14 protein-coding genes are annotated in these 14,449 nt (G+C 32.5%); 3 read left to right on the forward strand and 11 right to left on the reverse strand.

The genetic code is table 11. The annotated features are described in order from the left end of the window. Position 1: 1 nt before the first annotated feature. Positions 2-472, forward strand: coding sequence for a Cys-Cys-COOH (seleno)protein SaoC (gene saoC, locus KQI38_RS14390; protein ID WP_216560647.1), 471 nt, complete (start codon positions 2-4; stop codon positions 470-472). 69 nt (positions 473-541) lie between these two features. Here saoC and saoX read toward each other — a convergent pair whose 3' ends face one another. From saoX to saoB, 7 genes are all read right to left on the reverse strand, one after another. Beyond that, positions 542-1,729 carry an ABC transporter substrate-binding subunit SaoX gene (saoX, locus tag KQI38_RS14395; protein ID WP_216560649.1) on the reverse strand — a complete coding sequence of 396 codons (1,188 nt, stop codon included), beginning with the start codon at positions 1,727-1,729 and terminating at the stop codon, positions 542-544. Between the two features lie 75 nt (positions 1,730-1,804). Beyond that, the gene (locus KQI38_RS14400) at positions 1,805-2,242 is read right to left on the reverse strand and encodes a MerR family transcriptional regulator (RefSeq protein WP_216560651.1); all 438 of its coding nucleotides are present in this window, start codon (positions 2,240-2,242) and stop codon (positions 1,805-1,807) included. A gap of 231 nt (positions 2,243-2,473) precedes the next feature. Further along, a complete protein-coding gene (locus KQI38_RS22965) occupies positions 2,474-2,608 on the reverse strand; it encodes a nitrate ABC transporter substrate-binding protein (protein ID WP_094900352.1) in 135 nt (44 codons plus the stop codon). Between the two features lie 39 nt (positions 2,609-2,647). Further along, entirely contained in the window at positions 2,648-3,301 is a 654-nt protein-coding gene (gene saoP / locus KQI38_RS14410) for an ABC transporter permease subunit SaoP (protein ID WP_216560653.1), read from the reverse strand. 19 nt (positions 3,302-3,320) lie between these two features. Continuing rightward, positions 3,321-4,478, reverse strand: a complete 1,158-nt coding sequence (locus KQI38_RS14415; protein ID WP_094900351.1) for a double-cubane-cluster-containing anaerobic reductase — start codon at positions 4,476-4,478, stop codon at positions 3,321-3,323. Positions 4,479-4,513: 35 nt separating this feature from the next. Then, positions 4,514-5,386 (reverse strand): ABC transporter ATP-binding protein SaoA, encoded by an 873-nt coding sequence (saoA, locus tag KQI38_RS14420; protein WP_094900350.1) that lies wholly within the window; start codon positions 5,384-5,386, stop codon positions 4,514-4,516. Positions 5,387-5,399: 13 nt separating this feature from the next. Beyond that, positions 5,400-6,206, reverse strand: coding sequence for an ABC transporter substrate-binding (seleno)protein SaoB (saoB, locus tag KQI38_RS14425; protein WP_369819382.1), 807 nt, complete (start codon positions 6,204-6,206; stop codon positions 5,400-5,402). A 259-nt stretch (positions 6,207-6,465) separates the two neighbouring features. Here saoB and KQI38_RS14435 point away from each other — a divergent pair, with 259 nt between their 5' ends. After that, complete coding sequence (locus KQI38_RS14435; protein ID WP_216560657.1) at positions 6,466-7,620, forward strand: double-cubane-cluster-containing anaerobic reductase; 1,155 nt, start codon at positions 6,466-6,468, stop codon at positions 7,618-7,620. 48 nt (positions 7,621-7,668) lie between these two features. On the opposite strand, the gene KQI38_RS14440 is transcribed toward KQI38_RS14435, so the two are convergent. Next, positions 7,669-8,928: a GGDEF domain-containing protein gene (locus KQI38_RS14440; RefSeq protein WP_216560659.1), complete on the reverse strand. Its 1,260-nt coding sequence runs from the start codon at positions 8,926-8,928 to the stop codon at positions 7,669-7,671. A 372-nt stretch (positions 8,929-9,300) separates the two neighbouring features. Between KQI38_RS14440 and murJ the strand changes: the two genes are divergently transcribed. Further along, positions 9,301-10,809 (forward strand): murein biosynthesis integral membrane protein MurJ, encoded by a 1,509-nt coding sequence (murJ, locus tag KQI38_RS14445; RefSeq protein WP_216560661.1) that lies wholly within the window; start codon positions 9,301-9,303, stop codon positions 10,807-10,809. A 43-nt stretch (positions 10,810-10,852) separates the two neighbouring features. Here murJ and KQI38_RS14450 read toward each other — a convergent pair whose 3' ends face one another. From KQI38_RS14450 to KQI38_RS14460, 3 genes are read right to left on the reverse strand one after another with little or no spacing between them, the layout of a single operon-like run. After that, positions 10,853-11,713 carry a uroporphyrinogen decarboxylase family protein gene (locus tag KQI38_RS14450; RefSeq protein WP_094900341.1) on the reverse strand — a complete coding sequence of 287 codons (861 nt, stop codon included), beginning with the start codon at positions 11,711-11,713 and terminating at the stop codon, positions 10,853-10,855. 13 nt (positions 11,714-11,726) lie between these two features. Continuing rightward, positions 11,727-13,451, reverse strand: coding sequence for an ASKHA domain-containing protein (locus KQI38_RS14455; protein ID WP_216560663.1), 1,725 nt, complete (start codon positions 13,449-13,451; stop codon positions 11,727-11,729). After that, entirely contained in the window at positions 13,451-14,449 is a 999-nt protein-coding gene (locus tag KQI38_RS14460; protein WP_094900339.1) for a uroporphyrinogen decarboxylase family protein, read from the reverse strand. Before KQI38_RS14460 ends, KQI38_RS14455 begins: the two co-directional genes overlap by 1 nt.

The raw sequence follows: 14,449 nt of genomic DNA on the forward strand, positions 1-14,449 counted from the left end.
GATGAAAAAAAACATAAAATCTTTATTAATATTTTTAGTTATCTTTGGATTAGGCTTATATTCCTTTTCTATTAAAAAGAATATTACTGTAAATTATTTAGGGGTAGAATCAGATAATGAGCTTCTCTTATATTTTCAAGAAACTCATCCTGATAATGACGCCATATTATGCGGATATGAGGATTTAAATGACGATGGTCGTAAGGACCTATTGGTAATTTATGTAGAAGAATATAGAAAAAATGCAATGGTCGTGGTTATAGATACTGGAGAAGGATTTAAATTATCTGACCACACTCATGCTCCAATACAGAATCAAAAAATCGAGTTCAAAGATATTGATAAAACTGGACCCATAGAATTTATTGTATCTGGTTCAAAGGATGGCAAATACGGTTATGCAATATTTAGATTAATTGATGATAAAGAAATAAAAGATTTATTCGGTGAAGGTATGGAGGATTGCTGTTAGATAAGATATAAAAATGTGGCTATTTTAAAAAAATAGCCACATTTTTATATCTTATCTTATTTATACATTCTATTGTTCAGTAATACCATCTATTGTTTTCGCCTTAGTTATCCATTCTTCATAGGAAAGCCCTATTGGAAATTCTTTGTTAATCTTCTCTTCTATAAAGGTATTGAAATCTTCAATACCGCATGTCTCTAATAGGTTAGTAGACATAAATTTTTCGATGTCATCTATATTAGGAATTTCTTCTTCTGGAATATCAAAATCATAATAATATTGTATATAATTGTCTAAATTTTCCTGTGAAAATTGCCATGTAATAGTTCTTCCCTCTGCTACTGTTTTCATATAGACAGTTTTTAGTCCTACTTCTGGCTGAACTCCAAATCCTTCAGCAAACATCATACCTGCATTATATGGATGTTCATATAGATACTTTATTGCAAGAGCATGTGCAAGTACCAATCTTTTAGCTAATTCTGGATGTTCTTCTAGAAAATCATTGTTCATACAGTAGATACAACACATTCCCCAACCAGTTTCAAGATCATCTGAAATATGAGCACCCCATCCAGTTGCCATAATTTTACCAATTCCCTCAAATTCTGCTTGAGAAGCATAAGGGTCACAGCAAGAAAATCCATCAAGCTGACCAGCCTTTAATGCAAATAGTTTGTCCTTATCTCCCATATCAACTACTTCATAATTTTTTAATTCCATAGGAATATCTAATTCTTCAGACCATTTACGCCATTCTGGTTTTACCTCTGCACCTGAGCCTATAGCTAGAGTCTTTCCAATTAAATCCTTTGGTTCTTTTATGTCATTACTAACAACTAGATATCTAGAACCTCCTATATGATTGGCTGCAGCCATAAATAATGGTGCTCCTTGGTTAACTGATTTAATGGCACCTTCAATCCCTTGATATCCAACATGCATTTCACCTGAAGACATAGCCTCCATAATCTTACCAGTCTTTGTAACAACAACATTAAGTCCTAGTGCCTTATAGATGCCTGCCTTTTCTCCTATAATTGATGGAACCATATGGTCACAGTCCCTATATCCCATTTGCACAACGAAATTTTTATCCGCTTCTGTCAATTCACCTAGTTTGTATTTAGCTACCTCCGCAACTGGGTCATAATCTACTTCTTGAATTACGGTTTCTTTACTACTATCAGTACAACCTGCTAAAAAAGTAATTCCCATTGCTAGTACTAAAACCATAGCAATTATTCTTTTTGTCATATATATTTCCTCCCTAGATTATATATTATATAATATGTCTTACATATCATAGACGGCTTTAATATACTTTGCTGCTTATTGGGCATTTTTCATGCCTGTTTCCTCGGATACCTTCTCATTTTCATTTCCTTCGATATAATGGCATATAGAACCTTTACATCCACTTACCTTTCTTGCATCTGATAAATGTTTCTCAAGTTTGTTTTTTTCTTTTTCTAATCTTACTATTTCTGCTTTTATAAGGGATATTTTTTCTTGTATCTTATGGCTTACATAATTACAGGGAGGTATTCCATTGTTTTTTAATACCAGTATCTTTTTTATTTCTTCCAATTCAAATCCCAAAGCCCTAGCCTTTTTTATAAATAATAATTTTTCTATATCTCTTTCATCAAATACTCTATAGTTATTAGAACGTCTTTCTACTTCCCCTAATAAACCTTGACTATCATAGTATCTGACAGCAGAACTATTAAGTCCAGTAATCCTGCAAACATCTTTTATAAATAACATGGCTTCCTCCTACCTCCTATTATAAACCTTAAAGCCGACTTTAAGGTCAAGGGAAAAAAATAGAAATTGTATAAAAATTATCAATAAACATTTTTTGTAAAAAAGGTTTCTAGCGAAGCATTAAAGCCTTTCTAAAAACTAAATTAAGTCAAGTTCTTTTATTTATAAATCTAAAAACAAAACTTTTCTATTTCTTATAAAAAACATCCATCAAATAATCTGATAGATGTCCTAATCTGCTTTCCATCTAAGTAATATACTTTCAATTAAGAGCATCAATTTATCAATACCAAACCCTATCAAAGCAGCTATAAACATATATGCTATAATTGTATGGGTTTGCATCCTAGATTGAGCCTCTACCATACAGTAGCCGAACCCGGCACTGGTCGCAATGAACTCCGCTCAGATAACTGACATCCAACCCATACCAATGGCTAATCTGATTCCAGTTATAACTCCTGGAAGTGATCCCGGAAGAACAATATCTTTTATTATATCAATTGTACTTGCTCCCATACTTCGAGCTGCATTGTAAAAATCTCTGTTGATATCCTGAACACCTGCTATAGTATTTAGAATAATGGTAAAAATTCCTGAAAACGCAATCATAAAAATTGTAGGCCCATCACCAAGACCAAACCAAATAATAGATAGTGGCACCCATGCCATAATAGGAACTTGTCTTAAGGAGTTTATAAATGGAGCCATAGCTCTTAGCATTGTTTTAGAATAACCCATAATCATACCAATGGGTAACCCAATAATGAGTGCATAAAAAGCACCCGTTAAAACACGTCTCATGGTAATACTAATGTTTCTGAGTACATACAGATCCGTTATAGCCTTAAAAAAAGCTTCAACTACACTTTTTAACGAAGGGAAAAGAAATGGTTTATCTACAATTTCTGCCGCAATTGACCATATTATACCAATGATTATTAGTGCAATTGGAGTATAAATATTGAAATCTTTACCATTAAGCTTTCTCCAAGCATTCCTATCTTTCATCTTACTTGCATGTACCATTCTTTTTATGTCTTTTTCTTGTGTATTCAATTCCTTTCTTCACCTCCTCCTAAAGCATTTCCAAGAATGCTTCTATTCTTGTTCGTAGTTGTCCTTCATCGCCCTGTCCATAATTTGTCTCTAAATGCAAATAAGGCTTACCGCATTGGTTTGCGATGTTTTTGATATTTGTGGACTCAATTCCAAATGGGTTACATGAGTGAAGAATAATTCCAACAACTCCATCAACCTTCCATTCATCAATAGTAAGAGCCACCTGTTCGAGTCTCTTTTGATTAGGTGACATGACTGCACAAGGTACCTCTAAATATTTTTCTGCAATACATTTAATAGGATCCTTTGTTTCAGATTCCTCAATGAGCCTTCTTCTAGAAACAATTCCACTGCAGCCCTCATAACAAACTATGACACCACCAAGTTCTTCAATGACCTTAATGGTTTTCTCAAATACTCCTCCACTTGGTCCTCCTGATACTAAGATTCTAGGCCTCTTACTACCTTTAGGAATAGGTCCTTTTCCATTTCTCCAATCCTCTTCACACTTATCTAAAACCTCTTGCACTTTCTCATAACGTTCCTTACGATCAAATATGTATTGGACTCCCTCCATTACACTACGCATATGTAAACCTGTAATAGCAGGCGGATCATAACGTCCAAGCTCATATAGCCGAGCCATTTGAAGACGTTCCTTATTCCCCCATTTAATGGCTTCCCTTAGCATTTCATCTGTAATAGTAATATCAAATTTCTTTTCTAATACTTCCTTAAAGTGGCATAATTCCATAATCCAAGATTCCAGAGATCTTTCAGGGTCAGGATTATTTGGCAAATGTATTATATGAACATCCTTTAATTCCCCAAGCATTTCATACATTTTTTTCTTTCCATCACAAGTCGTTTCACCTACAATAAGATCAGAAAAATAAGCGTAAGGACATGTTTCCGTTAGTGCAAATCCGTAACTTGATTTAATTAAAGGACAAAGATTTGCTGGTAGCTCTGCTTCTGCTGCAGGGATAGGTTCAGGACTCTGACCACATAATCCTACACGATAAAGACCTGCTGCATCAATCATTTCAGAAGGAGCAAATTGACAAAATGTCCCACATAACTTTCCACCATTATCCTTTAGTTCTTTCATCCTAATAAAACCTTGTCTTCTAGCATCAGCAAATTCTTCAAAGCGTTCTGGTAAAGTTGTCATAAATATTCTCCTTTTATAAAAATATTATAATTAAATTATTTATTGCTGTTACAAATTGCCTTTTCAGCGAAGACTACTCTCTTATTGCTCTTTTTATCTGTTTTTTGAATAAACTCCAACAACTCCTCATCACCTTGATTTTTGACTTCTCCATTTAAAGCAGTCCTTAGAATATCAGATAATTCATTTGTATATTGATGATATTTTTCATTTTTTCTATCTCTAGGTCTAGGAAGTTCAATTTTTATATCAGCTAATATTCTTCCTCTATCCCTAGACATAACTATAACTCTATCGCTTAGATAAATAGCTTCATCAACATCATGAGTTACCATAAGAGCTGTTTTCTGATTCTCTTGCAACATTGCTTCCAGCTGTGCTTGAAGCATTTGCCTCATTTGAAAATCAACTGCACCTAAGGGTTCGTCCATCAATAAAACCTTTGGATCACATGCAAGAGCTCTAAGCAAAGCAACCCTTTGTTTCATGCCGCCTGATATCTCATGAATGTAGTAATTTGCATATTCCTCCAGATGTGCCATCTCTAGAAGATTTCTAAGTCTATCTTCTCGTTCTTTTTTTGGTACTCCTTGCATTTTCATTGGATACATAATATTCTCTGAAACTTTCATCCATGGAAAAAGTGCATAATTTTGAAATACAAAAGCTCTATCCGGTCCCGGTTTATTTACTTTCTCTCCGTTTATATAAATATTTCCACCTTCATGCTTCAAAAAACCTGCAATAATATTCAGAGTAGTTGTCTTTCCGCATCCTGATGGCCCTAATAAGGAAACAAATTCCCCTTCATTTACATCAAAAGAGATCTCTTCTAATACAGTATTCATTGATCTTTTATCTCTTCTGTTTGAAAAAACTTTAGTAATTCCTTGTACTGATATTGACATGTCTTCACCTTTCCTATTCTAAACTTAAAAATTTAATATTTTTATTCTGCCAAAATTCCTCTCTCATGCTAATATATTCCTTAAGTATCTCAGTTTGATTTAGCTCTTGAACTGTATTATTATAAGCTGTTATAAAATCTTCAAAAACCTTTGTGCCTATAATATCTTTCTTAACAATTAGACTATAAGAAATATAATCATCTTTGGAAAGTGGAACAAAATTAATGTCTTTTAATAATGCTGCCTTTGTTATATCTAAGACCACTCCATCTACTTGCCCTCCTTCTAGAGAATAGGGCAAGGAAATAGGTGACATCTCAATAACTTCTTTAACCTGTTTGTAGCTTTCTGTGGCAAGTTTATGTAAATGTTCCCTTTTATGACCAATTCCAAGTCTGTGAATGCTTTCTACATCTTCCTTATAACCAATAACCTCTGCATTCATGATAACTGGACCATATATTTCAAAATCATCATTAGCTTGTACTAAATGCAAAGCCATATGATTACAATAAAATGCCATATCGATTTCATCTGAGCTCAAGGCCCATTGCGCTGTATTACTTCAGCAGTCCTTAAATGTAAAATCAGATAAAACTTCTTCTTTTCCTTCTGTAATACCAATGCTATCTATACCAATATTTTTACTCGTTCTAATAATCTTCTCTAGAAGCAATCCTGTTATATCATCTCCAGAGCCGATTCTTAATCCTATGATCGTATTTTTTACTTTCTCCTCCCTAGGCATGAATTTAGAAAACCCTAATCCTAAAATCAATAGCAATAGAAAGAAAAGAAATATCCTTTTAGTTGTGTTCATATAATCATCACTCTATGTCTTAATTTGTCAGTTTTTTAACCATATAGACTAAAAATGTACTAGTTTTATATCAGAAATACTATATCAAACCTTTCAATATGATTAAATAAATATAGAAATATTTGATGGTAATATATACTAATATAGAAAAACATAATCACAAACTCTCTACAATTCGTATATAATTGATTTTATAGATAGAAGGAGCCTACAATTTATATAATATCAAAGGACTGAAATACATTTGGAGGGATATATAGTGCGTGACTTAAATTTATCAAATCAATTTGAAGAATATTTAGAAGCAAAAAGAAATGGTATTCTGAAGGCAAAGGAAGTTAAGGAAAAAGGTGGTATAATTGCAGGTACTTTCTGTAGTTTTGTACCAGTGGAAATACTAGATGCCGCGGGCATCCATATAGTAAACCTATGTGGTACAAGCAATAAAACAACTATAGGTTCAGAAGCAGATCTTCCAAAAAATCTCTGCCCTTTGATCAAATCAAGCTATGGTGCTGCTATTTCAGACAAATGTGGTTATACCCACTTTTCTGATATAGTTATTGGAGAAACGACCTGTGATGGTAAGAAAAAAATGTATGAATTACTGAGTGAGTTAAAGGATATACATATCATGCAATTGCCTCAAGGAGCTGATAGAAGCTATTCACCTCTTATGTGGGAAAAAGAAGTTAGACTATTGATTAAAGTTCTAAAAGAAAAATTTGATATAGAAATTACAGAGGAAAAACTAAAAGAAGCAGCTTCATTTAGAAATAAATTTAGATCTTTATATGGTGAATTATTTGAACTAAGCAAGTTAGAACCACCTGCTATTACAGGTTTTAATGCATATAAAATACTTGAAGGCTACAGATTTAATTTTGATCTAAATGATGAATATAGACAACTAGAAGAACTAATTCATAAAATTAAAAAAGAATATAATGGAGACAAAAGACCTATAGATAATAAGGCTAAGCGAATTCTTATTACAGGCTGTCCATTAGGTGGAGTTTTAGATAAGATTGTTAATACAATTGAAAATAACGGCGGCGTAGTTGTTTGTTTTGAAAATTGTGGTGGCATAAAACCTATTAGAAATAATGTTGATGAAAGTACCGGTGATATCGTAAAGGCTATAGCTGATAGATACTTGGATATCGGTTGCTCAATTATGTCACCTAACCATAAGCGTATGGAATTATTACCCGAACTAATAGAAGAGTTCAAAGTTGATGGTGTTATTGAAGTAATACTGCAAACATGCCACCCTTATAGTGTTGAAACAAGAGCAGTCAAGAAATTAATATCAGATATAACTACACCATATATGGCCATAGAAACAGATTACTCCGACTCCAATATTGGTCAAATAAAGACTAGAATCACTGCATTCATGGAGATGTTATAATATTGAAAAAGCTAGAAATCAAGTTCTAGCTTTTTTCATATTCGTTCGTTAAATCTTCCAAACAGATACCCTATTTCTTCCATATCTCTTTGATAAATAAAGAGCTGTATCTGCATAGTTGAAAAATTCTTTTATATTTATTTCATCCTTTGGGATTGTACTTGTAACACCAATACTTACAGTTTGAACCTTTCCTATTGGTGAATATGGATGTTCTAGCTTTGCATCATTTATGGCTTTCAAAATAGTATTGCCAACTTCTTCTCCTTGAATGATATTTGTATCAGGAAATAAAATTACAAATTCATCCCCACCATATCTAAATACATAACCTCCATATTTAGATGACTCTTTTTCCAGAATCTCTCCTATGTTTTTTAACATAACGTCCCCTGCAGAATGACCATAATTATCATTAAATTCTTTGAAATAATCTAAATCTATAAGCATTATTGATATATTCTGTTTTTCTTCTTTTGCCTGATTCCATAATTCTATAAATAATTCATTGAATTTTCTTCTATTAAATACATGGGTCAGTTCATCTATTCCCGAAAGATGTCTCTCCTTTTTAAGATCATTATGTACTTTTCTCATATATCTATATAAAGCAAAGGCAATCAGCCCAATCATTAGATTTATTACTATATAAACTGTTATTAGGGGAACATATCTTTCTCTTATTCTTCCCAGCTCATATACATCTGTATCAACACCTAGTAACCCGATATAATTGCCTTCAACAGTATAAAATGGTACATAAGCATATACTCGCTCTGCACCTTTATATTTGTCGACTTTATATGAAGGGATTTTTGTCTTTTCTACCTCTTTAAATAACTCATCTGCTATACCATATCTAATTTCATCATCATAATAATTTTTATCCTCTGCGTCTTCTCTTCTAGTTTTAACACTATCTACTGCATCCAATAGATAAATAACATCATTATTATACTTTTTTTCACTACCCTCTAGTCTTGATACTATATAGATATACTTATAATTTGAAACATCCATTACTGCCCTAGCCATTTCTTCAAAGTCTTTGTTTATCTCACTTTCCAGTAACTCTTTAAATGTAAGTGATTTTAAAAATAAGTAATCTTCATTGCTTATCTTTAAACTATTGGCAATATATGTGGCTAAGATTATGGCATTACTGCCTACTTCATCCTTTACGTAGAAATTTATTTCATAATTAGAATAGATAATCACACTTAGGAATACAACGAACCATAAGGCTATAAGAATTTTAAAATAGAATTTAATATTATCATACTTTTTTAAACTCAATTCTTCCGCCAACCCACTCACTACCTTTAAATATATTAGATAATAATATCTATTTTGAATTATATCATAATTTGGGTATTTAGTCCTATTTTTATCTAATTCTAGGATATAAAAATATCAATATATTCATTTCAAATTTTATGTCTTATAACCCATAAGAAATTTCTCGTTTGATTCTTATTCCTTAAGACAATTTGACCTAATTGAATCTTAAGCAAATTGTCAAAATCTTTGATTTGATGCAAGTTGCTTATGCAGTGGCCAAAAATTCTATCTCCTAATTCTTCCTTGGTAATTTTTTATAATTTTTGTTACTATAATTTCACTTTTATGCTATAATTAGCTACGTTAATATTTAATCAATGTGAGGCGTATTATATAAAAATGAAAAGAAAAAAAGCAATGAAGGAAGCAACTCTTTATATTATTTATTTTGGAATCGCTGCTAAAGTTTTATCCTTTATAAAAGGAATTCTTACTGCATCCAAAATAGGAGTAAGCTATAAAATGGACTCCTATCTATTGGCTTTCAGTACCATTATGCTTCTTACAAGTTTAATAAGTGATGGAATAATTATTGCAGTTATCCCTTTATTACAGGAGATACAAGAAAGGCATGGGATAGAAAGAAAAATAAGTTATACCAACAATTTAATAAATATTACTGCTGTATTTTCCTTTATTCTAATCTTGATAGGATTTATCGAAGCACCTGCAATAATTAAAATCTTTGGTCCCGGATTTAAAGGAAAAGAACTGGACAAGACCATCCTATTATTCAGAATAGGGCTGCCAATTATCTCACTCTCCTGGATTAATGCAATATTTTCTGGTTTTTTGCAATCAGTCCACTCTTTTAAGGGAGGACCTAAAGGAAAGGTTGCAAGTGGAATTCTGTACATAATCTATTTATTATTCTTTGCAAAGACCTGTGCCCTTAAAGGTCTTATGGTAACAGGTATTATATCTGCTATCGGTCAAATATATATATTTAGAAAAGGACTCAAGAGAAATGAATTTAAATATAGTTGGAATTTTGACTTGAAGGACAAGTATATTAAAAAACTAAGAGGTTATCTAATACCAATAATTGCAGGTGTCGGAATCAATGAGTTAAATGTTTCTATCGATAATGCTGTGGCCTCAACCCTTAGCGCAGGTAGTATTGCAGAATTAAGCTATGCAAATGAAATCATAGATTTATTTTTGGGAGTATTTATTGCAGCAATAGTTACAGTTATATTTCCAGTGCTATCTGAAGATTATAATAAACATGATGAAGACCATTTGAAAAATGAAATAAAGCATGGAATGAATGTGGTCCTAATTATAGCCATACCTGTATCTATTATATTGATAACTATGGCAGAGCCCATAGTTAAGATAATATTCCAAAGAGGTGCATTTGATGCTAAAGCATCCTTGCTGACATCAAAAGTACTGGCACATTATGCATTTGGCTTAGTCGCCATGGCACTTATTCCATTAATTACAAGAGCTTATTATTCAATTCAAGATATGAAAACTCCTATAGTCATTAGTCTAGCTGCCTTAGGAATAAATACAATTTTAGACTTATCACTGGCACCATTGATGGGAAGCAGTGGAATTGCATTAGGTACTAGTATTTCTATTATATTAGCTTTAATATATGGAATATTTGATTTGAATAGAAAGCTGGACATTGTAAGAGATGATGGTTTGAAGGATACCGTACTTAAGATTGGTGTAGCAACTGTGGTTATGACTGAAAGTATGTTCCTAGCCCACGGTACAATTTCAACTCTGTTAAATGATTTACTTATAAATAATATACTAGACATTTCTTTCTCAACAATAGCCGGAGTAGGTGTATATGCCGAAGTATGTAAGGTGTTACGTGTAAAAATATAGAAAAATAGAGATGATTTTCAAAAATCCCCTCTATTCTTCTAATTTATTTAATTTTACAATTAATAATTTCGTTATTAAATTTATCCAATTTCAGACACCAATGCCCTATAAAATTTACATCTTTTCTTTCTTCTTTTATCTTTTTAACCATATCAAAATAATTACAGTCTTCTACCTTTATCTTTTCACTCTCTAACAATCCTATGACCTCCAGGGATGTTGACGTCTTCCCACAGAGATGAATTACACTTTTTCCCAGCCGTTCTTCAACTCTTTTCAGTATATTATATGTAGAATTTCCCGCTACTTCCTTATATATTTTAGGTCCAACTATGTCTATAGTACCTGTAGGGTCTGCAAAGGAAATCACATCTACATTCTGTTTAACTCCCTCTAGAATAAGTTTTACTAAACTATTCTCAACTTTTTCTAATAATCTATTAATTTTTTCTCTATCTTTTCTTATAGCCCTGTAAAACAATTGACTGTCCATAATAGATGTAGCAATACTAAATGGACCTGTTATATCCAGTATTACATTCTCTTCATTTTCCTTTAAAATACTTATTGCCTTTAAAACTTCAGCAATTCTCCCGTTATTTAAATCTATTTCTAATATGTCCTCAGCTAAATTTATATCATTAACTTTATACTCTCCAATCCTATTTCCTACTTTTTGATCAAAAATCACTGTCGAACCAAATGCCTCAGCTTCTACAGTATGGCAGAAAGGTACTTTACAATATTTTTTATTTTTATATTCTTTTAAAGCCTTTGCCAATATAACCATCTCAGAAGCATTTTTATTTGATTCTTCATATGATATATTTAACTCTTCCAAAATACTGTCAGGTACTATTTCGATTTCCTTTCCTACACATTTAAAAATATTTGTAGCTGCCATCTTATCACCTTTTCTAAAAATTTAATTGAGACACAAAAATATCTTGAAAGTTCTCTTTAAGGGATAATTCCAATACCTCTATATTATTCCTAATATTATATATCTCTTCAAAGCATTCTTTATTAATTAGTGCTAGCCTAGCTCCTTCCAATGAAGTATTCCCTAAAAAGCTTATCTCTCCTTTAAATCCCTTAGGAATAAGCCCTATTATCTTTATATTATCAGGGTTAACATGGTAGCCAAATGCACCAGCAATATATACCTTTGATATTTCTTCTATCTTTAGCCCTATTTCCTCCAGCATTAAAATTACACCGGCAGCTATGGCTCCCTTTGCCAGTTGAATCTGCCTTATATCCTTTTGGGAAATATATATATCCTCTGTTATATAAAATTTTTTATCTACTAATCTATTTTCGAGTTTAGAATCTAAATTTTTATTCCATCTCCCCGATTCCAAAAGAATATTTCTCTTAACCAATGCTCCGGCTATATCTATAAGTCCGCTTCCGCAGATTCCCAGGGGTTTTTCATTTCCTATGGTAGTATAGCTAATATTAAACTCTTCATCTATACTAAAGGTTTCTATAGCACCCCTTTGTGCACGACAGCCACATTCAATATTCATACCCTCTAAGGCAGGACCTGCCGCAGTAGATGTAGCTATTATCTTTCCATTCTTTAAGACTGCCATTTCACCATTGGTTCCAATATCTATAAATACGGCTTCCTCATTGTTTTTAAAATCTGATGCCATAATACCCGATACTATATCTCCTCCTACATAGGATGAAGCAGATGGAATTAAGCTAAGTATAGCCTCATCATTAACTTCAATGGATATATCTCTTGCCTTAAAAGCCTTTGGACTTAAAAATACTGATCTATAGGGGGCTTTAGCCAATGAATTTGGATTAATGCCCAACAAAAGATGCAGCATAGTAGTATTGGCAGAAATGATAATATAATAAATATCATCTCTATTATAGAGAGTCCCTGTTAGATTTTTTATTGAATTATTTATTTCATCTACTATCAATTCCTGAAGCTTAACAGCCCCTGCTGGATTTTCCATACAATATGTAATTCTGGTTAGGACATCTCCCCCATATTGAGTTTGAGGATTTAGGGATGACAGCTTTTCTATTATTTCTCCACTGGATAAATCCATTAAATAGTAAGAAATACCTGTAGTACCAATGTCTATTGCTATTCCTAGAATATTCTTTTTATGGCTACTGATATCTAACAACGTATCCTCAAATACTACACCCCATATTTCTCTAGAATTCCTTTCTTCTAGTATAGTAATTTTTCTATATAATTCTACTGAATTAAAATCATATCCTAGATAATCAACATATGGAACATAGCTATCTTCATTAATCTCTGGAAGCTTTCTAATTTTAATAGGGCTGTCTATTGGAACATTGATACTAAACCCCTTATTTATAGTCTTCAACACCCTTTCCTTTTCAATCAACTCTACTTCTACATCTCCAAGTATTATTGCCATGCAGGACAGCCTTTCGGATTTCTTTTCATCAATGATTTTTCGTTCTCTATCACTAGGCTCAGATAGCTGTCCCCCTGCTATTACCTTACATTTACCACAAAACCCCATACCATTGCATGGGGTTTCAATCTTTAATTTCGCTTCTCTAATGGCATCTAATAAAATTGTACCTTTCTCTACTTGAATATTTATATTTTCATTAATGAATTTAACTATAGGCATTATATACTTCCTTTCACGTAGTCTGTCATAACTCTAAGATTTCCTAGTGGAGTAGACATACCTAAACCGCATGCCGGAGACACAATATCTACTCCCGAACCTATTGCGTTCTTTGTAATTGAAATAATCTTATCCTTAGGACCATTTTGCAACAGAAGTGTACTCACATTACCCATCAGTCTTGTATTCAGCTTAGATTTAGCAAATCTCATATTTACTATGGAATCGAAGCTAAGTGCTTGTACCTCTAAAGAGTTTAAGCTATCGATTATAGTTTTTGCATCTCCGCATATATGAATTATCACGGGTGTATTTATTTCTCTCATTGATTTTAAAAACTCAGTATACATAGGCATTGCAAATTTATCAAAATTTTTCTTGCCTAATATTTCACCTGTTGCTGTAGGATCTGAAATTGCAATGATATCAGCACCTGCCCTTACCATTCCTTTAGCATACTCTATAAGATAGTTATTTATATATTCAATAAAAGTGTGGGCTTCATCAGGTTCTTTTCTTATCATTTTAAACAACTTAATAGGATCCACAATTGAAGTAGCCGTACTTATAGGACCAGTGATATTCCCAATTACTGGAATCTCGTCATTCTTCAATCTTCCAATTGCTTTGATTACAGTTTCACTTCTTAAATTATTGGATATCTTTGGATCAGAGGATTTCATGATATCTTCCAATTTAGATTGATTATATTCCAGTATCCTTGGCTCATTAATCTTATCTCCTTCACTAATAATTACACCAAAGGGCTCTGATTCGCACGTCATGCAAAATGGTACTCCATAATTCTCAAATCCTATAACTTCTCTCACCTTAATGGCAGCAGCTACCATGGCATCTAAATCCGTATTATGATTAGCATTTATTTCTCCTAAAAGTTCTGTAACCGCGGCATTCATCATCCCCCCCGGACATATAACAGGAGGTCTGTCTGTTTCTTCGCCCTTTAAGGCTCTTAACAATCTTTCTTTTTCATTCAT

The organism is Tissierella carlieri, from assembly GCF_018917285.1.
Taxonomy (GTDB): Bacteria; Bacillota; Clostridia; order Tissierellales; family Tissierellaceae; genus Tissierella; species Tissierella carlieri.